Below are 19,191 nucleotides of genomic sequence, written 5' to 3'. Positions count from 1 at the left end.
GGGCCATGGCCTGGCTGTCAGCGCCGCGGACGCCAGCGGCGCCCGTGCCCGCCGAGGTCCGGCGCTGGCACCTCGCGGTCATCGTCGCCTACGGCGCGAGCGGCGTCGCCTTCTCGAGCTGGGTCTCCCGGGTCCCCGCGCTGCGCAGCGACCTCGGCCTGAGCCCGGGCGGCGTCGGCCTGCTCCTGCTGTGCATGACCCTGGCCTCCTTCGCCTCGGTCTCGGCGTCGGGGCTCGTGGTCATCCGGCTCGGCTCGGCCCGCACCATCCAGGCCGGCTCGATCCTGGTGGGCGCCGGCCTCCTGGCGCTCGGCCTCGGGGCGTCGGTGGCCCGCTCGCCGGTGGCCGCGGCCGTGGGGTTCGCGGTGATCGGCCTCGGGACCGCGAGCTGGAACACCGCGTCCAACGTCGAGGGAGCCGCCGTGGAGCGCGCCCTGCGCCGGTTCATCATGCCCAGGCTGCACGGCGCCTTCAGCCTCGGCACGGTCCTCGGCGCGGTGGTCGGCACCTGGGCCGCGGCCGCCGCCGTGCCCCTCGCGTGGCATCTTGGCGCCGCCGGGATTGTGGTCGCCGGGGCCGTCGCGGTCGCCGGGACCTTCCTGCGCGCCGACCGCGCTGCCGGCACCGCGCACGACGGCGCCGTCCCCGCCGCCGGGGAGCACCCGCCGTCGTCCGTGCTCGCCCCCCCGCGGCGAGGCCGAGGGTGCCGCCCCCACCGGAACCGTCTCCGAGGGCCCGGGCGGCCGGGCGCAGGTCGCGGCGGCCTGGCGTGACCGCCGCACCGTCCTGCTGGGCGTGATGGTCCTCGGGCTCGCGCTGGCCGAGGGCGCGGCGGGCGACTGGGTCGCGCTCGCGCTCGCGGACGGCTACGGAGTCTCCCAGGCCGTGGGCGCGGTGGGCTACAGCGTGTTCGTGTGCGCGATGGCCGCGGGCCGGTTCCTCGGCACGCCGGTGCTCAACCGGCATGGCCGCGTGACCGCGCTGCGGGCCTGCGGGGTGCTCGCGCTGCTCGGGCTCGCCGTGTTCGTGCTCGCGCCCGCGCTGTGGCTCGCGTTCGCCGGGCTCGTGGTCTGGGGGCTCGGGGCCTCGCTCGGCTTCCCGGTCGGGATGTCCGCCGCCGCGGACGATCCGCTCCATGCCGCCGCCCGCGTCTCGGTGGTCTCCACGATCGGCTACGGCGCGTTCCTGTGCGGGCCGCCGCTGCTGGGCTTCGTGGCCGAGTTCACCGGAGTGCGCTACTCGCTGCTGACCGTCCTGCTCTTCGTGGTGGTCAGCGTGGTGCTCGCCGGGCAGGCGGCCCGCCGGCCCGTGCCGGCCGTGTGACTAAGCTGGACGGGTGAGCCAGACCCTCCTGTCCTCCCTGACCACCTCTGCCGTGGGCGGCCCGGCCGCGCGCTTCGAGGAAGCCCACAGCGAGGCCGAGATCATCGACGCCGTGCGCACGGCCGACTCCGCGGGGGAGCCCCTGCTCATCATCGCCGGCGGCTCGAACCTCCTCGTCTCCGACGACGGCTACCCCGGGACCGTGCTGAAGATCGCCTCCGAGGGCCTCGAGGTCAACTCCGCGGACACGTGCGGGGGAGTGTCCGTCAGGGTCCAGGCGGGGCACTCGTGGGACGCGCTCGTGGACCACGCGGTGCACCAAGCGTGGAGCGGGATCGAGGCACTCTCCGGCATCCCGGGCTCCACCGGCGCCACTCCCGTGCAGAACGTGGGGGCGTACGGGCAGGACGTCTCGCAGACCGTCTGGCAGGTGCGCACGTGGGACCGCGAGGCGAGCGCCGTGAAGACCTTCGTCCCGTCGGAGCTGGCCTTCGGCTACCGCGACTCGGTCCTCAAGCGGACCACCGCCAATGGCTCGCCCCGGTACGTGGTCCTCACGGTCGAGTTCCAGCTGGCACTCGGACGCATGGGGGCACCCGTGCGGTACGCCGAGCTCGCCCGGGCCCTCGGCGTCGAGCCGGGACAGCGCGCCTACGCGACGGACGTCCGGCGCGAGGTCCTGCGCCTGCGCGGCTCCAAGGGCATGGTCCTGGACCCGGCGGACCGCGACACCTATTCGACCGGCTCCTTCTTCACCAACCCCGTGCTCGCCGAGGCGGAGGCCGCGTCCCTGCCCGAGGGCGCCCCGCGGTACCCGGCCGGCGCGGGACTCGTGAAGACGTCCGCGGCCTGGCTCATCGAGCACGCGGGCTTCCCCAAGGGCTACGGCCTGGACGCGGACAGCGTCACCGGCGGCCGGGCCTCGCTGTCGACAAAGCACACACTCGCCCTGACCAACCGTGGGGACGCGACCGCCAAGGACCTCCTGGCCCTCGCCCGCGAGGTGCGCGACGGGGTCCGGGCCCGCTTCGGGATCGAGCTGCACAACGAGCCCCTCCTCATCGGGCTCGAGCTGTGAGCGATGCAGCCGGCCGGCGCCTCGACGTCGCGGCGGCCGCCGTGCGGCTCTACGCCGAGCACGGCTACGAGGCCACGAGCGCGGACCAGATCGCCGCCGCCGCGGGCCTGTCCCGGAGCACGTTCTTCCGCCAGTTCCGCTCCAAGGAGGACGTGGTCTTCGCCGACCACGACACGCTCCTCGAGCAGGCCGAGGCCTTCCTCGCCGGGCCCCACCGCGACCCCTGGGAGGCCGTGTGCCGCGCCGCGGGGCTCGTGTTCGAGCACTTCGCGGCGCTCGGCGATCTGGCACAGCTGCGCTACCGGGTGGTCAACCGCGAGCCGGGCCTGCGCGACAAGGAGCTCGTGACCACGTTCCGCTACGAGCGGCTCTTCCAGCGCTACCTCCGCGGTGCCGTCCCGGGCATCGCGCCCCTCGACGCGGTCCGCTTCGCCTCGACCGTCATCGCCACCCACAACTACTGCCTGCGCCAGCTCATGCGCGGCGAGCCCGGATTCGACGCCGCGCGCCTGCGGACCGAGCTGGACGCCGTGCGCCGCCTCTACGGCGTCGCCCCGGCCGAGACCCGGGCGGGCGACGCGGGCCCCGCGCCCGCCGCCGGCCCGTCCGCCGGCCCTCCGTCCGCCGGCGCCCCGGACGACGTCGTGGTCGCCGTCTTCCCGCGCTCGGCGCCGCCCGCGGACGTCGCCCGGAGGATCCGCGAGGCCCTCGGGGGACCCCCGAACGCCTGACACTCGGTTTCAGTTGACCTGACACTGAGTTTCACGGTTTCATGGTGGTGTGTCCCACACCGCCGCCGCCTCCGCAGCCCCCGCAGGATCCGCTCGCCCCGCAGCATCCCCCGTCCCCCGCCCGGTGCGCTCGATCGGCGTGATCGGGGCGGGCCTCATGGCGAGCCAGCTCGCCACGCTGTTCGCGCAGCAGCTGCGCGTGCCCGTGACCATGAGCGACCTGTCCGCCGACCGCGTCGAGGCCGCCCGGGCCGGCATCCGCGCCCGCCTCGACCGCGCCGAGGCCAGGGGACGCCTCGCAGCCGGAGAGGCCGCCGAGATCGCCGCCCTCATCACCGGCACCACCGACCCCGCAGACTTCGCCGGCTGCGATGCGGTCATCGAGGCCGTGTTCGAGGAACTCGACGTCAAGCGCGCCGTGTTCTCCGCCGCCGAGTCCGCCCTCGCCCCGGACTCGCTCCTGCTCACCAACACCTCCTCGCTCTCGGTCGAGGCGATGGCCGAGGGCCTCGAGCATCCCGAGCGCGTCATCGGCTTCCACTTCTTCAACCCCGTCGCGGTCCTGCCCCTCCTCGAGCTCGTCCGCACCCCGGTCGCCTCCGATGCCGCGATGGCCGACGCCGCGCGCCTCGCGGCCGCCCTCGGCAAGACCGCCGTCCCGGTCGCGGACGCCCCGGGCTTCGTCGTCAACCGCCTCCTCACCCGGCTCTTCGGGGAGGTCCTGGCCGAGGCCGAGGCGGCGGCCGCCGCGGGAGGCGACCCGCTCGCCGTCGACCTCGCCCTCGCCCTCTGGGGCCTGCCGATGACCCCGCTCACGCTGATCGACTACATCGGCACGGCCGTCCAGCAGCACATCTGTGCCACCATGCACCGCGCCTACCCGGACCGGTTCCCGCTCTCGCCGTGGCTCGCCGCCGCGGCCGAGGCCGGCGTGCGACGCCTGCTCGCGGACGACGGCGGGCTCGCACCGGAGGCGGCCGCCCTCCTTCCGGCGCGGGCCGGCACCGGCACGGGGGAGCGCGTGGACCAGGCGCGCGTCCTCGAGCGTGTGCGCGCAGCCCTCGCCGAGGAGGTCGGCATCATGCTCGCCGAGGGCATCGTCGCCTCGGCCGAAGACCTCGACCGGTGCATGGTGCTCGGCGCCAACTACCCGGCCGGCGGCCTCACCCCGCTCCTCGCAGCCCAGTCCTGAACCCTCACTCCCTCGAAGGATCCCCATGCCCGACTACGACGTCTCCGCCGCCCTCGACACCGACTACTACGCGGCGTTCGAGGACCTGCCCGCCGAGGACCGCGCCCACTGGGACCGCGCCCGCGCGTTCAGCGACGAGGCCCTGCCCCGGATGAACGAGTACTGGGACCGCGCCGAGTACCCGCTGCACCTCGTCAAGCGGATGGGGGAGCTGAACCTCCTCGCCGACGGGATCGGGGTCCCCGGCCTCGAGCCCATGAGCCCCCTCGCCGCGGGCCTCGTGAACATGGAGATCTCCCGCTGCGACGGCTCCCTCGGCACCGTCGTGGCCGTGCAGGGCGGCCTCGCCCTCCGCTCCATCGCCTTCCACGGCTCCGAGGAGCAGAAGGAGCGCTGGCTCGGGCCGCTCGCCCGGGGAGAGGAGCTCGGCTCGTTCGCCCTCACGGAGCCGGACCACGGCTCGGACTCGGTCTCGCTCGAGACCACCGCACGCCGCGACGGGGACGAGTGGGTCCTCGACGGCGAGAAGAAGTGGATCGGCAACGGCGCCTCCGGCGGCATCACGGTGGTGTGGGCCCGCGACGAGGAGGGCAGCGTGCGCGGCTTCCTCGTCCCGCAGGACACTCCCGGCTACGAGGCCGAGGTGATCGAGGGCAAGGGCTCGCTCCGCGCGATCCACCAGGCCCGCATCCGCCTGCAGGGTGCGCGCATCCCGGCCGAGAACGTCCTCCCGGGGGCCAAGACGTTCAAGGACACCTCCAAGGTGCTCGTGGCGACCCGTCTCGGCGTGGCCTGGTCCGCGCTGGGGCACGCGACGGCCGCCTACGAGGCCGCCGTGACCTACGCCGGGCAGCGCGTCCAGTTCGGCAAGCCGCTCGCGAAGTTCCAGCTCGTCCAGGACCGCCTCTCCCAGATGCTCGCCGAGCTGACGAGCATGCAGCTGCACTGCGTCCACCTCGCACGCCTCGACGCCGAGGGCCGGATGCGGCCCACGCAGGCGTCCATGGCCAAGTACCACAACACCCGCAAGGCCCGCTTCATCGCATCGACAGCCCGCGACCTCCTCGGCGGCAACGGCATCCTCCTCGAGAACCACGTGGTGCGCCATATGATGGACATCGAGTCGATCCACACCTACGAGGGCACCGAGAGCGTCCAGGCCCTCCTGATCGGGCGCGACGTGACCGGCGTGGGCGCGTTCGCCTGAGCGGCGGAGGACACCCGATGCAGGCCAACTACTCGGCGCTGAGCCCCCTGCGGTTCCTCGAGCGCTCCGCAGCAGTCTTCCCCGGCAGGACCGCGATCGAGCACGGGCCCCGCCGCTACACCTACGCCGAGTTCGGCGCCGAGGCCCAGCGCCTCGCCAAGGCCCTCGCGGCCCGGATCCAGCCTGGCGACCGCGTCGCGTTCATTGCCCCGAACGTCCCCGAGCTGCTCATCGCGCACTTCGCCGTGCCGCTGGCCGGAGGGGTGCTCGTGGCCCTCAACACGCGCCTCGCGGCCCACGAGGTCAAGTACATCCTCGAGCACTCCGAGGCCGCCCTCCTCTTCGCGGACGCGGAACTGCTCGCGACGGTCGACGGGGTCGCGGACCTGGGCGGACCGGCCGCCCGGGTGCCGGTCGTCGTCGTCCCCGACAGCGAGGCCGGCGCCCCGGCGACGGGCCCCCGCGAGGAGGCGGCCGGCGTCGTGCGCGAGCTGTACGCGGACTTCCTCGCGGGCGCCCCGGACGGGCCGGACCTGCCGTGGGGCGTCGACGACGAGCAGGCGCCGATCACCCTCAACTACACCTCGGGCACCACGGGCAGGCCCAAGGGAGTGCTGTACTCCCACCGGGGCGCCTACCTCAACGCCCTGGGCGAGGCCCACCACCAGGGCTTCGACGGGGACACGCGGTACCTGTGGACCCTGCCGATGTTCCACTGCAACGGCTGGTGCACGCCGTGGGCCGTCACCGCCGCGGCCGGGACCCACGTGTGCCTGCGGGCGGTCCGGCCAGAGCCCGTCTGGGCCGCGCTCGACGACGGCATGACCCACCTGTGCGGGGCGCCCACCGTGTGCTCGATCATCGCCGACGCCGAGCAGGCGCACGCGCTCGCGGCCCGCGGCGCCGGCCCGCTGCGGATCACGACGGCGGGGGCGCCGCCCTCGCCCACGATCATCCGCCGGCTCTCGGATCTGGGCGTGCAGGTGGTGCACGTGTACGGGCTCACCGAGGTCTACGGGCCCTACACGATCTGCGAGTACCAGGAGGCGTGGGACGGCCTCCCCGCGGACGAGCGCGCCGCGAAGCTGTCCCGCCAGGGCGTGGGGATGGTCCAGGCCGAGACGGCCCGGGTCGTGGAGGTCGGCACGGCCGGCGGGCTCCGGGATGTCCCCGCCGACGGCGAGACCCTCGGCGAGATCGTGCTGCGCGGCAACAACGTCATGCTCGGCTACTACAAGGACCCCGAGGCGACCGAGCGCGCGTTCGCCGGCGGCTGGTTCCACACCGGCGACCTCGGTGTCATGCACCCCGACGGCTACATCCAGCTCAAGGACCGGGCGAAGGACATCGTCATCTCCGGCGGCGAGAACATCTCGACGATCGAGGTCGAGCAGGCCATCGTCTCGCACCCCGAGGTGCTCGACGTCGCCGTGATCGGCATGCCGGATCCCCGGTGGGGCGAGCGCCCCGTGGCGTTCGTGGTCCGCGCGGGCACGTCGCAGCTCACCGCGGACGCCCTGTCCGGGCACGTCCGGGGGGTCCTCGCCGGGTTCAAGGTCCCGCGCGAGATCCACTTCACCGACCAGCTGCCCAAGACCTCCACGGGCAAGACCCTCAAGCACGAACTGCGCGCCCTGGCGGCCGCGGAAGGAGCACGATGAGCACCCCCGAGACCCAGAATGCAGGCGCCGCCGCGCAGGGACATGACCCCTCAACGCAGGGACATGACCCCTCAACGGTGAGGGGTCATGTCCCTGCGCCGGGCGCCCCCGAGGACGTGGTGATCGTCGGCGCGGCCCGCACCCCGCAGGGCAAGCTGCTCGGCCGGCTCTCCTCGCTGTCCGCGGTGGAGCTCGGCGCGGCCGCCATCGCCGGGGCCCTGGGGCGCGCCGGGGTTGCGGCCGGCGACGTCGATGCCGTGGTGATGGGCCAGGTCCTGCAGGCCGGTGCGGGCCAGAACCCCGCCCGGCAGTCCGCGGCCGCGGCCGGGATCCCGCTCACCGCGCCCGCGGCCACCGTCAACAAGGTGTGCCTCTCCGGCCTGTCCGCCGTCATCGAGGCCGCGCGCATGCTGCGCCTCGGCGACGCGCGCATCGTCGTGGCCGGCGGCCAGGAGTCCATGAGCCAGGCGCCGCGCCTGCTGGCCGGGACGCGCGCCGGGACCGCCTACGGCCCGATGGAGCTCCTCGACGCCACCGCCCACGACGGCCTCACGGACGCGTTCGACCACGAGGCCATGGGGCTCGCCACCGACCGCGCCAACGCGGAACTCGGGCTCACGCGGGAGGAGGCGGACGCCGTCGCTGCGGCCTCCCACGTGCGCGCCGGCGCCGCGGCCGCCGCCGGGGTCTGGGCGGCCGAGATCGTCCCCGTCAAGGTCCCGCAGCGCAAGGGCGCCGTGCTCGAGGTCGCCGAGGACGAGGGCATCCGGCCCGACTCGACCCCCGAGACCCTGGCGAAGCTGCGGCCCGCCTTCTCCCCGGACGGGACCGTCACCGCGGGGAACGCCTCGCCCATCTCCGACGGGGCCTCGGCGCTCGTGCTGACGACCCGCGCGGAAGCCGAGCGGCGCGCGTTGGAGGTGCTCGCCGTCGTGCGCGCGCACGGCCAGATCGCCGGACCGGACACGACGCTCCCGGACAAGCCGGCCAAGGCCATCTCAGCGGCGCTCGGGCGCGAGGGCTGGTCTGCGGACGATCTGGACCTCGTCGAGGTCAACGAGGCCTTCGCGTCCGTGGCCGCGCATTCCGCGGCGCTGCTCGGCGTGCCGATGGACCGCGTGAACGTCAACGGCGGGGCGATCGCGATCGGGCACCCGATCGGCGCCTCCGGCGCGCGCGTGGTCGTCACGGCCGTGCACGAGCTGCTGCGCCGTGGCTCCGGACGCGCCGCCGTGGCGCTGTGCGGCGGCGGCGGGCAGGGCGATGCGCTGCTCCTCGAGCGCTGACCGCCCGCCCGACACCCAGCCCCCTGGGCGCGTCTGAAAGTCACCTTCTGAGAGTCAGCTTCTGCGGGTCACGTCCTGGGGGTCAGCTTCTGGGGGTCAGCTTCTGCGGGTCACCTGATGTGACTCCCAGAACCTGACTCTCAGACTTTCCCGGGCGGATCAGGACGAGTCCTGTCCGCATCCCGGGGCACCATGGACGCATGGAGTCTTCGGAGAGGCAGCGAGGGCTGCGCACGACGACGGTGGCGCGCCTCAGGCTCGCCGCGCAGGGGCTGCTTCCGGTCGCCCCCGCGGGGGACCAGGTGGGGCCTGCGCCTGACCCGGTCTCCGCGGTGCGCCGCATGGGAGCGCTGCAGAGCCAGGACCTCCAGTCGGGTCTCCTCGCGGTCGGACTCAGGACGCGGGCGGCCACCGCCTCCGGCGTGGCGGCTGCGCTGGCGCGCGGCGCGATCGTGCGCACGTGGACCATGCGGGGCACGCTGTTCACCGTGGCGGCCGAGGACGTGCGGATGTTCGTGGGGCTCGCGCACGAGCGGGTGATGCGCTCGGCCGCGGCTCGCCACCGGGACCTCGCGATCAGCGAGGAGGACGTCGCGGTGGTCCGCAAGGCCGCTGAGAGCAGGCTCTCGGGCGGGGCCGGGCTGACCCGCGCCGAACTCTTCGAGGCGTTCGAGGCCGCCGGGCAGCCCACTGCGGCCCAGCGCGGCATCCACCTGATCTCGATCCTGAGCCACCGCCTGGTGCTCGTGCAGGGGCCATTGCGGGGGCGGCAGCAGGAGTTCCGGCTCGCGGACGAGTGGCTGCCGGCCGCCGCCGGCCTCACAGGGGACGACGCCCTCGAGCACCTCGCCGAGCGGTACATCTCCTCACATGGGCCGGTCGACGAGCGGGACTTCGCCTGGTGGCTCGGCCAGCCGCTCGGCGCGGTGCGCGGACCCTTCGCAGCCGCGGCGGCGCGGGCCGAGCAGGTGGCCTGGCAGGGGCGCGTCCTCGCCTGTGCGCCCGAGATCGCCGCGCTCGCGGACTCGCGGGCCGGAGCCCGCGCGGTGGTCGCGGTGCCCGGCTTCGACGAGCTGGCCATCGGCTATCCGGACCGCTCCGTGGCGATCCCGGAGCCCTACCTCCAGAGGCTGATCCCCGGACTCAACGGGACGTTCAAGGCGATGGTCACCGTAGGCGGCCGTGCGGTGGGCACGTGGACCAAGGGCGGCCGGCCCGGTGGGCCGCGCGTGGAGCCGGAGCTCTTCGAGGACCTCGGCCCGGCCGCCTCGGCGGCGCTGGACAGAGCGGTAGCCCGGATCGAGTCCTACTGGGCGCGGTAGGGCCCGCGATTCCTCAGCCGGGGCACAATCGGTGCTGTCCCGTATGATCGGTGCTGCCCAGCACCGATCGTGGCCCGAGGACCGATCGTGGGCTCGAGGACCGCTTGGGCGCCCGGGAACGATTGCGGGACGTCGTGGCGCGGAGGCGGTCCGCGTGGAGGCGGGAGAACGCGCTGGCCGCGGCCGGCTGGGTTGTCGTCCGCGTCTGCTGGGCGGATCTCCGTACGCCGGGCACGATCGCGGCGAAGGTCCGTGCCGGGTTCGCCCGGGCTGCAGAGCTCGCCAGCTGATGCGCAGCACACACGAACGGCCCCCGACCGCACGACCGGTGCAGGTCAGCACCGTCCATGCGGTCGAGGGCCGTCTGTATCGCAGGACCTCAGCCGTCGGAGGGAGTCCTCAGAGCGTCCCGGTGGCGATCTTGAGCATGCGGCGCAGGGGCTCGGCCGCACCCCACAGGAGCTGGTCGCCCACGGTGAACGCCGAGATGTACTCCGGCCCCATTTCGAGCTTGCGGATGCGGCCCACGGGGATGTCGAGGGTGCCGGACGCGGCGACGGGGGTGAGCTGGTCCATCGAGGCCTGCTTCTCGTTGGGCACCACGTGGGCCCACTCGTTGTCGGCGTCGATGATCCGCTCGATCTCGTCCACCGAGAGGTCCTCGCGCAGCTTCAGCGTGAGGGCCTGCGAATGCGAGCGCATGGCCCCGATCCGCACGCAGAGGCCGTCCATGATCACCGGCTCGATCGGCGCGCCCGCGCCGGTTCCGAGGATCTTGTTGGTCTCGACGCCGGCCTTCCACTCCTCCTTGGACTGGCCGTTGCCGAGGTCGGCATCGATCCACGGGATGAGGGAGCCGGCGAGGGGGACGCCGAACTGGGTCGCGTCGACGCCGCCGCGCTGGGCCGCGAGCACCTTCCGGTCGATCTCGAGGATGGCCGACGCCGGGTCGGACAGTTCCGCGGCCACCGCGCCGTTGAGCGTGCCGAACTGGGTGAGGAGCTCGCGCATGTGCCGCGCGCCGCCGCCGGAGGCGGCCTGGTACGTCATGGACGTGCCCCATTCCACGAGGTTGTTGCGGAACAGCCCGCCGAGCCCCATCAGCATGCAGGAGACGGTGCAGTTGCCGCCCACGAAGTCCTTCACGCCGGAGGCGAGGGCCTCGTCGATGACCTTCCGGTTCACGGGGTCGAGGACGATGATCGAGTCCTCGTTCATGCGCAGCGTCGACGCCGCATCGATCCAGAGCCCGTCCCACCCGGCGGCGCGCAGCTGCGGGTGGACCTGCTTGGTGTAGTCGCCGCCCTGCGCGGTGACGATGATCGGCAGCTTCTTCAGCGCGTCGAGGTCGTACGCGTCCTGGAGGGCTCCGGCGCCCTCGGCGAACGCGGGGGCCGTGCCGCCCGCGTTGGACGTCGAGAAGAACACGGGATCGATCGAGGCGAAGTCGCCCTCATCCTGCATGCGCTCCATCAGGACGGAACCGACCATGCCACGCCAGCCGACGAAGCCTACCGAAGAAGTCATGCCCTCCATTCTACGGGGGCACCGGGAGGGCCGCCTGTGGGATGCATCTCACCCGTAGCTCGGTCCGCGGAGGACGCCGGCCGCCGCGGTCCGCGGTTGCGGAACCACCGGGCGGGGCGGGATCAGGAGCCTGGCCCGGCGGAGGGCACACGGCGAACAGGACTCCCGCGATGACCGCGAGCGCCACGCCCCCGCGGCGGGTGCGGACCATGGTGGCCGATCCGCCGCGGCGGGAGCCGAGCTCATCGCGCCCTAGGACGGGTCGCCCCTCACGCCCCGGAGGGTCACCAGCAGGTCGGCGTCGTCCGCGGGGTACTCGGTGGGTTCCCCGCTGCCGGGCACCTTCTGCCCCAGCAGCCACCCGCCGTCGTCCGAACGCCGGACGGTGAGGGCGACGCCCTGCCCTTCCACGTGGCGTTCGACGATCACCCGGCCAGCGGAGTGCTCGGCGAGGTGGCCGCGCACGAGGCTGAGCGTGGCCTCGGCTCCGGAGACGTCGGCGGGCTGGGGGAGCGCCCACCACGTCCCGTAGGCGCGGGGCCGGAGGAGGATCGAGACCTCCGGCGCTTCGAGCAGGACGATCCTGTCGGTCCACTCCGAGCCCTCGAGGGTGAGGAGCATGCGCCGCTCAGCCGCCCCCAGGGCGACGGCGATGCCGGCCACGACTCCCTCGACCGTCAGTTCGCCCCGCGCATCGACGAGGGCGTAGCTGCGCGCCACGAGAGACGAGGCCCCGGCGGCGATGAGGTCCTCGACGTTCGCGTAATGGTCGACGCCGAGGAGAGCAGCGGTGGCCGGCACGGAGTCGCCGCCGTGGAACGCGAGCAGGGTGAGGACCTCGGCGAACCCCAGGCCGATCTGCTCGGGCGCGGCAACCGATGAGGCTCCCGACAAGGGGCCGTCCGAAGAGGGGCGGTGGGTCGGCGTCGTCATGGCTCCAGCTAACTACATCGCGGGGGCACCGGCGCGGAAGGGCTCACTCGACGGGGCGAGGAAGCCCACGCCGCGCCCGGAGGCGTGCGGCCCGGAGTTCAGTCAGGAAGCTCGACCATGCAGCCCAGGCGACGAACGCGACGACCAGGTACACCCACCAGGACGCGGCGATCACGTTGGCTTGATCCGTGACGACCATGTAGACCGTGGCTACGACGGCGACGACAACGCCGATCGTGGCCAGCAGGGTCAGGAACGCGAGCCCGAGCACGGAGGTGATGGGGGCGATGAAGCCGCCGCCCGAGTCCTTCCGGACGCCGTACTCGGCGGGTGAGTAGTCGACGTAGGTGCCGTCTTCGGCGAGGCGCCTCAGGCGTCGTGGCTGATCAGCAGGCTCGGGGCCGCTCGTCTCCTCAGGCATGCATGCCCTCGATCCAGGCGACGAGATCCTCGAACCCCAGATCCTCGGACTGGGCGACGCGATCGTGCTCGAGGTCCGGGACGCCGACGGTCCAGCGTTCCCCGTCGGGGCGCACGAGGAGGCGGCGCTCGTCGCCGAGCGTCCTGATGGCGAGGGACGCCGATCCGCCCTCGGTCTCCACCGCATGCTCGCGCACGATCTCCGCCGTCACCCGGCCGGGCGACTTCGCCGGATCTTGGGCGAACACGAACCAGGTGGCCAGCAGGCGCGGCTGGAACAGGAGCCGCGTGGACGGGGACTCCACCTGGATCACGCTGTCCATGGATTCGCGGGTCATGAGCGTGATCTCGGTCCAGTGCGTGGCCTCGCCGAGGCAGGCCGCCACTGCGGCGGCTACCCCGGAGACGCCCAGATCCTCGCCCTCCAGCTCGGCGTACCCCCGGGCCAGCAGCGAGGAGGCCCCGGCGGAGAGCAGCGCCTGGTCCGACACCGCGTCCCCGGCCCGGAACACCTCGACGGACTTGTCGCTCGCAGGCCCGTTGAACACATTCAGCAGGTAGGCGAATTCGCCAGCCCCGAACCCGACCACATCAATGCCCAGACGAGGCTCGTCGATCTCTGCTCCTACGCTCATGAGTCCCCCTAGAACCCGAAGAAGTGTGCCACTGACTTCGCACCGTCGGCGATGGCGCCCCCGACCTTCTCGGCGCCGTCTGTGACGGCGCCGGCGACGGCCTCCGCGCCGTCCGCGACCGCGCCCGCCACCGCCTTGGTCCCGTTCCAGATGGCTTCGCGGTTCTCGTACAGCGCGATCCCGACCGAGGCCACCTGGCACACGGTACCAGCGGGGGGAGGCAGGAAGCAGCCCACGCCCAGGGCGGCCTTGCCCAAGCCGGCCATGCCCCCCATCGCGTCCCCATGGGCGAAGCCCTGGTACGCGTCGTACGCGCTGAACCCCACGCCGGCCCATCCCAGGGTCCGCCCGAGACCGGACTTCCCGAGCCATTCGAGCTTGGTGCCGGCCCCGATCCACGGCTTCTCGGCGAGGAACTTGGAGGCCCAGGTGCCCTCGAGGCCAGTGAGCTTGTCGAGGTTCTTCAGGGATGTGGCATCGGAGATCTTGGTCAGCGCGCCCGTGAGGCCGCCGGACTTGCCCGATTGGCTCAGGAGCTCGTCGAGGGGGCCATTGGCGCCGAACCTGCCGAGCCGGAGGCCTGGGCCGCCGACGCGGTGGAAGCCCTGCTGGAACGAGCGGATGAAAGCTGCGCGCTCGTTCTTCAGGACCCACCCGTACTGCGCGCCGTGCTTGAGGAGCGTGAACGGGGCCTTGACGAGCTTCTGCACGCCCAAGAAGCTGCGCAGGCCACCGAGGGCAAACGCTCCCGCCCCGAGCACCGCACTCGAGAGGTCGATCCCGGACGCGCTCCCGCCGCCGCCAGCGCCCCCGCGGGAGGCGCCGTCCAGCTCGGCGCTCGTGCGCTCCTGCGCGTCAGCGTTGGCCACGAGCGTCGTGGCGCCCCCGTTGAGCGTCGCGGCGAGCTGGGCGAACGCAGGCCGGTGGACCTGCGCCCACCGCCGCGCGAAATCCTCGGCGTCTCCGCCCGCCCAGACCTGCGGCAGGCGCGCTGTGAGCTGGTCGATTGAACGCTGGGCGTTCCTGATCGACGTCGACCGAAGGGCGAACTGCTTCCCGAGTGCCCGGAGCTCGTCCGGGTTCGCCCCCTGCTGGATCGCCACGTCTGCCTCCCCCTAGAAGTCTCTGCAGTTCACGCTATCCGGGACACGTCGCGCGGCGCGATGGGGACGACTCCCCATCGCGCCCTAGTGGTCCCGGTTCCGGCGGAACTCGACGATGCGGTAGGGGACGCCCGTGGCAGAGGTGAGCCATCCGCCGTCGTCCGGAAGGACCGAGCCGAGCTGCCAGCCGGCGCCCAGATCGGGTGCGAACGTGTCGCCGTCGACGTCCAGATCGAGGATGGTGACGACCGCGAGGTCGGCGAGGGGCAGGGCCTGCTCGAACAGCTCGCCGCCGCCGATCACCCACACGCGCTCGGCGCCCTCGGCCTCCCCGGCGGCGCGCAGCCCCTCCTCGAGCGAATGCACGACGACGGCCCCGCCCGCCTCCCAGCCCGGCTGGCGGGTGACCACGATGTTGGTGCGGCCGGAGAACGGCCGGAAGCGTTCGGGGATCGAGTCCCACGTGCGCCGGCCCATGACCACGGGATGGCCGGTGGTGGTCGCGGCGAAGTGCTTCATGTCCTCGGGGACGTGCCACGGCATGGTCCCGTCCCTGCCGATGACGCCGCCCTGCTGCGTCTGGGCCCAGATGAGCCCGATCCGGCCGCCGGCGTCGTGCTGCTGGGTGCTCATACGGCGATGGGGGCCTTGATCGTGGGATGGTGCCGGTAGCCGAGCACCTCGAAGTCCTCGTACTGGTAGTCGAAGATGCTCGCCGGAGTGCGCGTGATGGCCAGCCGGGGGGCCGGGTACGCCTCGCGGGTGAGCTGCTCGCGGACCTGGTCGAGGTGGTTGTCGTAGATGTGGCAGTCCCCGCCGGTCCAGACGAACTCGCCTACGCCCAGGCCGAGCTGGTCGGCCACGAGGTGGGTCAGGAGCGCGTAGGAGGCGATGTTGAACGGGACGCCCAGGAACAGGTCGGCGCTGCGCTGGTAGAGCTGGCATGAGAGCCGTCCCGGCGCGCCGTCCGCGCCGGGCTCGACGTAGAACTGGAACAGCGCGTGGCAGGGCGGCAGCGCCATCTGGTCCACCTCGGCGGGGTTCCAGGCGGTGACGATGTGCCGGCGCGAGTCCGGGTTGGTGCGCAGCGAGTCCATGACCTTGGCGATCTGGTCGATGTGGTCGCCGTCCGGCGTGGGCCACGAGCGCCACTGGACGCCGTAGACGGGACCGAGCTCGCCGGCGTCGTCCGCCCACTCGTCCCAGATGGTCACCCCGCGCTCCTGCAGCCAGCGCACGTTGGAGTCGCCGCGGAGGAACCACAGCAGTTCGAGCGCGACCGACTTGAAGTGCACCCGCTTGGTCGTCACGAGCGGGAACCCCTCGGCGAGGTCGAAGCGCATCTGCCGACCGAACACGCTGCGGGTGCCCGTCCCGGTGCGGTCGCCCTTGTGGGCGCCGTGGGCGAGCACGTCCCGCAAGAGGTCCTCATAGGGGGTGGGGATCATGCGTCCCAGCCTAGTCGCATCAGTCGGGTCCGATCAGTCGTCGTACGGCTTGACCTGCTCGACCGCCACGACGTCCCGCCGGCCGTCGGCCGGCACGTGGAACACGATCAGCTCGCCGGGGGTCAGGTAGGGGTCGGAGGTGGGCAGCTTCGCCGAGAGCGCGGGGTCCAGGTGGGCGCGGAACTCGTCCAGGAGGACCGGCAGGACCGGGCGGTGGGTGCACAGTACGGCCGGCTTGCCCTTGTCGAAGAGGCGTCCGACGGCGGCGGCGGCCTTCCGCGGCTTCCTCGACGCGCGGTGCTCGGTCAGGTCGTCCACGAGGCGCATCTTGACCTTGGTGGGGGAGGCGCGCACGTAGGGGAGCACGGTGTCGACGCAGCGGGTCCATGGGCTGGTCACCACGCGGACCGGCTTCCACACCGTCAGGAGCCGCCCCACGGCCTGGGCCTGGCGGAGTCCGCTGGCCGCGAGGGTCCGGTCTCCCTCGGCCTTGGTCCAGGAGCTGCGGGGCTTCGCCTTCGCGTGCCGCAGGAGGATGAGCGGGACCGTGGCGAGGGCGCCCTGCTCGTGGGCGCGGACGAGGGCCCGGAGCGGTTCGACGTCCGACTGGTTGCTCAGGAGCAGCTCGGCCTCCTCCGGGGTGCACCAGTGCACCTGGTCCACTTCGTCCCCGTCCGGGCGCACCGGCACGGACTTCTCGAGCCGAAGGGCCCAATAGTGGACGGACTTGAGGCCGGCCGCCACCCGGTAGTGGGCCGTGGGCAGGGGGATGCCGAGGCGCGCGTCGACGCCGATCTCCTCGCGGACCTCGCGGGCGGCGCACTCCGGCAGCGTCTCCCCGGCGTCGAGCTTGCCCTTGGGCCAGGACCAGTCGTCGTAGCGGGGCCGGTGGATCAGCAGGACCTTGAGTGCCTCGCCGTTGGCCCGCCAAGGGATGGCCCCGGCAGCCCGGACGGCGACCTGCTCGCCCGGGTGCTCGGCCTGGTCGATGACAGGGGCGTCGGACATCAGCGCAGGCTCACTGCCCGTGGACGGGTGCGCGAGGCGAGGAGCCAGGACTGGATGTCCTCGAGCGGGCGGCCGGTCTCGTCGACGTGGTGCCGGGTCCAGTGCCCCTCGCGGTCCAGGTGCCAGGAGGCGGTGGTGGGCGCCATGTAGCGGTCGAGCAGCGCGATGAGGTCCGCGATGTCCTCGCGGTTGCGCAGCTGGACGAGGGCCTCCACGCGGCGGTCCAGGTTCCGGTGCATCATGTCCGCCGAGCCGATGTAGACGACGGGGTTGCCGCCGTTGGCGAAGGCGAAGACCCGGGAGTGCTCGAGGAAGCGCCCCAGGATCGAGCGGACCGTGATGTTCTCGCTCAGTCCGGGCACGCCCGGCCGCAGCGCGCAGATGCCGCGGACAATGATGTCCACCCTCACGCCCGCCTGGGAGGCGCGGTAGAGCGCATCGATGATCGCCTCGTCGACCATCGAGTTGACCTTGATGACCACCCGCGCGCGCAGGCCGGCCCTGGCGTTGCGGATCTCGGTCTCGATGCGGTCGATCAGGCCCGAGCGGACCGAGCGGGGGGCCACGAGGAGGCGCTTGAACGTGGACTTCGGCGCGTAGCCGGAGAGCTGGTTGAAGAGCTTGGACAGGTCCTCGCCCACCTGCTCGTCGCACGTGAGGAGGCCGAGGTCCTCGTAGTACCGGGCGGTGCGGGGGTGGTAGTTGCCCGTGCCGATGTGGCAGTAGCGGCGCAGGCCGTCGTTCTCCTGGCGGACCACGAGGGAGAGCTTGCAGTGCGTCTTGAGGCCCACGATCCCGTACACCACGTGCACGCCCGCCTGCTCGAGCTTGCGCGCCCAGGAGATGTTGGCCTGCTCGTCGAAGCGTGCCTTGATCTCCACGAGGGCCAGGACCTGCTTGCCCGCCTCGGCGGCGTCGATGAGCGCGTCCACGATGGGGGAGTCGCCCGAGGTGCGGTACAGGGTCTGCTTGATCGCCTGGACCTTCGGGTCCGCCGCGGCCTGCTCGAGGAAGGCCTGCACGGAGGTGGAGAACGAGTCGTAGGGGTGGTGCAGGAGGATGTCGCGGCGGCGCATCGCCGCGAACACGTTCGCGGCCTTGGCGGTCTCGGACTCGTTCAGGAACCGGGACGTGTGGGCGAGCTGCTTCGGGTAGTGCAGCTCGGGCCGGTCGACCCGGGCGATCACCGAGAGCCCGCGCAGGTCGAGCGGCGCGGGGAGGGAGTAGACCTCCGGCTCCTCGACGCCGAGCTCGCGGACCAGGAGCGCGAGGACGTTCGGGCTGATGTCCGTGGTGACCTCGAGGCGCACGGGCGGGCCGAAGCGGCGCCGCAGGAGCTCCTTCTCGAGCGCCTGGAGGAGGTTCTCGGCGTCGTCCTCCTCCACCTCGAGGTCCTCGTTGCGGGTGACCCGGAACGTGTGGTGCTCGAGCACCTCCATGCCGGGGAAGAGCTGGTCGAGGTGGACGGCGATGAGCTCCTCGAGGGGGATGAAGCGGGCGCTGCGGCGGCTCCCGGCGCGCGGGCCGTCCACCGAGATGAGGCGGGGGAGCTGGTCGGGGACCTTGAGCCTGGCGAAGAGCTCCTTCTCGCTCACCGGGTTGCGCACGATCACCGCAAGGTTGAGGGACAGGCCGGAGATGTACGGGAAGGGGTGGGCGGGGTCCACGGCGAGCGGGGTCAGGATGGGGAAGACCTGCTCGGAGAACATCGCGCTGAGCTGCTCGTGCTCGGCCTCGCCGAGGTCGCCCCAGGACACCAGGCGGATGCCCGCCTCCTCGAGGGCCGGGCGGATCTGCTCGGCGAAGACGCGGGTGTGGCGCTCCTGGAGCACGTGCGCCGCCTCGGAGATCTGGTCGAGCACCTCGTGCGGGCTGAGCCCGGCCGGAGAGGGCACGGCGAGTCCGGTCGCGATGCGCCGCTTGAGCCCGGCCACGCGCACCATGAAGAACTCGTCGAGGTTGGAGGCGAAGATGGACAGGAAGTTGACCCGCTCGAGCAGGAACAGGTCGGGGTCCTCGGCGAGCTCGAGCACGCGGGCGTTGAACGCGAGCCAGCTCAGCTCGCGGTCGAGGAAGCGGTCCGGGCCGTGCTCGCCCTCGGGGACCAGGCTCGGCTCGGCCTCCGGAATGTAGATGCGGTCCTCGGTGGCCCGGGCCGCGGGCACCTCCGAGGAGCCGAAGACGGGGGTGGGGCGGGCCGCCGTCGTGCCCGCTGCGGGCGAGGGCGCGGCGGCGGGGCTGCTGCTCTGGGCGGCTTCAGTCATGGGTTCTCCCGGGAGCGCAAGGGGCGGTCTGGTGCTGATCCAACCCTACTAGG

At 72.8% G+C, this 19,191-nt stretch carries 18 protein-coding genes; 9 read left to right on the top strand and 9 right to left on the bottom strand.

The genetic code is table 11. The features are described 5' to 3' along the window. The first annotated feature begins 5 nt into the window (after nt 1–5). The 9 genes from J2W20_RS03605 (at nt 6) to J2W20_RS03565 (ending at nt 9,800) form a co-directional block, all read left to right on the top strand. Nucleotides 6–773: an MFS transporter gene (locus tag J2W20_RS03605; protein WP_307004610.1), complete on the top strand. Its 768-nt coding sequence runs from the start codon at nt 6–8 to the stop codon at nt 771–773. A 25-nt stretch (nt 774–798) separates the two neighbouring features. Then, a complete protein-coding gene (locus J2W20_RS03600; RefSeq protein ID WP_307004608.1) occupies nt 799–1,323 on the top strand; it encodes an MFS transporter in 525 nt (174 codons plus the stop codon). A gap of 13 nt (nt 1,324–1,336) precedes the next feature. Then, on the top strand, nt 1,337–2,401 hold the full coding sequence (locus J2W20_RS03595) for a UDP-N-acetylmuramate dehydrogenase (RefSeq protein WP_307004606.1): 1,065 nt from the start codon (nt 1,337–1,339) through the stop codon (nt 2,399–2,401). After that, complete coding sequence (locus J2W20_RS03590; RefSeq protein ID WP_307004604.1) at nt 2,398–3,132, top strand: TetR/AcrR family transcriptional regulator; 735 nt, start codon at nt 2,398–2,400, stop codon at nt 3,130–3,132. The genes J2W20_RS03595 and J2W20_RS03590 overlap by 4 nt, the downstream gene beginning before the upstream one ends. A gap of 49 nt (nt 3,133–3,181) precedes the next feature. Then, a complete protein-coding gene (locus J2W20_RS03585) occupies nt 3,182–4,324 on the top strand; it encodes a 3-hydroxyacyl-CoA dehydrogenase family protein (protein WP_307004602.1) in 1,143 nt (380 codons plus the stop codon). 25 nt (nt 4,325–4,349) lie between these two features. Then, the gene (locus J2W20_RS03580) at nt 4,350–5,531 is read left to right on the top strand and encodes an acyl-CoA dehydrogenase family protein (protein ID WP_307004600.1); all 1,182 of its coding nucleotides are present in this window, start codon (nt 4,350–4,352) and stop codon (nt 5,529–5,531) included. 17 nt (nt 5,532–5,548) lie between these two features. Then, nucleotides 5,549–7,192, top strand: coding sequence for an AMP-binding protein (locus tag J2W20_RS03575; RefSeq protein ID WP_307004598.1), 1,644 nt, complete (start codon nt 5,549–5,551; stop codon nt 7,190–7,192). Beyond that, complete coding sequence (locus J2W20_RS03570; protein WP_307004596.1) at nt 7,189–8,478, top strand: acetyl-CoA C-acyltransferase; 1,290 nt, start codon at nt 7,189–7,191, stop codon at nt 8,476–8,478. Before J2W20_RS03575 ends, J2W20_RS03570 begins: the two co-directional genes overlap by 4 nt. Before the next feature lie 200 nt (nt 8,479–8,678). After that, nucleotides 8,679–9,800 (top strand): winged helix DNA-binding domain-containing protein, encoded by a 1,122-nt coding sequence (locus tag J2W20_RS03565; protein WP_307004594.1) that lies wholly within the window; start codon nt 8,679–8,681, stop codon nt 9,798–9,800. A gap of 399 nt (nt 9,801–10,199) precedes the next feature. Here the strand turns inward: J2W20_RS03565 and asd are convergent, their stop codons facing one another. The 9 genes from asd to J2W20_RS03520 all read right to left on the bottom strand — a co-directional run bounded on the left by asd (nt 10,200) and on the right by J2W20_RS03520 (nt 19,138). Then, a complete protein-coding gene (gene asd / locus J2W20_RS03560) occupies nt 10,200–11,327 on the bottom strand; it encodes an aspartate-semialdehyde dehydrogenase (RefSeq protein ID WP_307004592.1) in 1,128 nt (375 codons plus the stop codon). A gap of 252 nt (nt 11,328–11,579) precedes the next feature. Continuing rightward, a complete protein-coding gene (locus tag J2W20_RS03555) occupies nt 11,580–12,260 on the bottom strand; it encodes a hypothetical protein (RefSeq protein ID WP_307004590.1) in 681 nt (226 codons plus the stop codon). Between the two features lie 43 nt (nt 12,261–12,303). Further along, nucleotides 12,304–12,681, bottom strand: coding sequence for a hypothetical protein (locus J2W20_RS03550; protein WP_307004588.1), 378 nt, complete (start codon nt 12,679–12,681; stop codon nt 12,304–12,306). Next, entirely contained in the window at nt 12,674–13,315 is a 642-nt protein-coding gene (locus J2W20_RS03545; RefSeq protein WP_307004586.1) for a hypothetical protein, read from the bottom strand. The genes J2W20_RS03550 and J2W20_RS03545 overlap by 8 nt, the downstream gene beginning before the upstream one ends. An 8-nt stretch (nt 13,316–13,323) precedes the next feature. Beyond that, entirely contained in the window at nt 13,324–14,418 is a 1,095-nt protein-coding gene (locus J2W20_RS03540) for a WXG100 family type VII secretion target (RefSeq protein WP_307004584.1), read from the bottom strand. A gap of 84 nt (nt 14,419–14,502) precedes the next feature. After that, nucleotides 14,503–15,051, bottom strand: coding sequence for a dihydrofolate reductase (locus J2W20_RS03535; protein WP_307004582.1), 549 nt, complete (start codon nt 15,049–15,051; stop codon nt 14,503–14,505). Further along, on the bottom strand, nt 15,048–15,866 hold the full coding sequence (locus J2W20_RS03530; protein ID WP_307004580.1) for a thymidylate synthase: 819 nt from the start codon (nt 15,864–15,866) through the stop codon (nt 15,048–15,050). Before J2W20_RS03530 ends, J2W20_RS03535 begins: the two co-directional genes overlap by 4 nt. 33 nt (nt 15,867–15,899) lie before the next feature. Then, nucleotides 15,900–16,877, bottom strand: a complete 978-nt coding sequence (locus J2W20_RS03525; RefSeq protein WP_307004729.1) for an NUDIX hydrolase — start codon at nt 16,875–16,877, stop codon at nt 15,900–15,902. Continuing rightward, nucleotides 16,874–19,138 (bottom strand): RNA degradosome polyphosphate kinase, encoded by a 2,265-nt coding sequence (locus J2W20_RS03520; protein ID WP_307004578.1) that lies wholly within the window; start codon nt 19,136–19,138, stop codon nt 16,874–16,876. The genes J2W20_RS03525 and J2W20_RS03520 overlap by 4 nt, the downstream gene beginning before the upstream one ends. Nucleotides 19,139–19,191 lie beyond the last annotated feature (53 nt).

Source organism: Sinomonas atrocyanea, assembly GCF_030812675.1.
Taxonomy (GTDB): Bacteria; Actinomycetota; Actinomycetes; order Actinomycetales; family Micrococcaceae; genus Sinomonas; species Sinomonas atrocyanea_B.
Note: the sequence above shows the minus strand (reverse complement) of the source record. Positions and strands in the feature narration are given on the sequence as shown.

Excerpts from the sequence above, each read along its gene's own strand:
- J2W20_RS03520 (WP_307004578.1), bottom strand. The coding sequence starts at position 19,138 with ATGACTGAAGCCGCCCAGAGCAGCAGCCCCGCCGCCGCGCCCTCGCCC.
- J2W20_RS03555 (WP_307004590.1), bottom strand. The coding sequence starts at position 12,260 with ATGACGACGCCGACCCACCGCCCCTCTTCGGACGGCCCCTTGTCGGGA.
- J2W20_RS03530 (WP_307004580.1), bottom strand. The coding sequence starts at position 15,866 with ATGATCCCCACCCCCTATGAGGACCTCTTGCGGGACGTGCTCGCCCAC.
- J2W20_RS03550 (WP_307004588.1), bottom strand. The coding sequence starts at position 12,681 with ATGCCTGAGGAGACGAGCGGCCCCGAGCCTGCTGATCAGCCACGACGC.
- J2W20_RS03565 (WP_307004594.1), top strand. The coding sequence starts at position 8,679 with ATGGAGTCTTCGGAGAGGCAGCGAGGGCTGCGCACGACGACGGTGGCG.
- J2W20_RS03575 (WP_307004598.1), top strand. The coding sequence starts at position 5,549 with ATGCAGGCCAACTACTCGGCGCTGAGCCCCCTGCGGTTCCTCGAGCGC.
- J2W20_RS03605 (WP_307004610.1), top strand. The coding sequence starts at position 6 with ATGGCCTGGCTGTCAGCGCCGCGGACGCCAGCGGCGCCCGTGCCCGCC.
- J2W20_RS03535 (WP_307004582.1), bottom strand. The coding sequence starts at position 15,051 with ATGAGCACCCAGCAGCACGACGCCGGCGGCCGGATCGGGCTCATCTGG.
- J2W20_RS03600 (WP_307004608.1), top strand. The coding sequence starts at position 799 with ATGGTCCTCGGGCTCGCGCTGGCCGAGGGCGCGGCGGGCGACTGGGTC.
- J2W20_RS03545 (WP_307004586.1), bottom strand. The coding sequence starts at position 13,315 with ATGAGCGTAGGAGCAGAGATCGACGAGCCTCGTCTGGGCATTGATGTG.
- asd (WP_307004592.1), bottom strand. The coding sequence starts at position 11,327 with ATGACTTCTTCGGTAGGCTTCGTCGGCTGGCGTGGCATGGTCGGTTCC.
- J2W20_RS03580 (WP_307004600.1), top strand. The coding sequence starts at position 4,350 with ATGCCCGACTACGACGTCTCCGCCGCCCTCGACACCGACTACTACGCG.
- J2W20_RS03570 (WP_307004596.1), top strand. The coding sequence starts at position 7,189 with ATGAGCACCCCCGAGACCCAGAATGCAGGCGCCGCCGCGCAGGGACAT.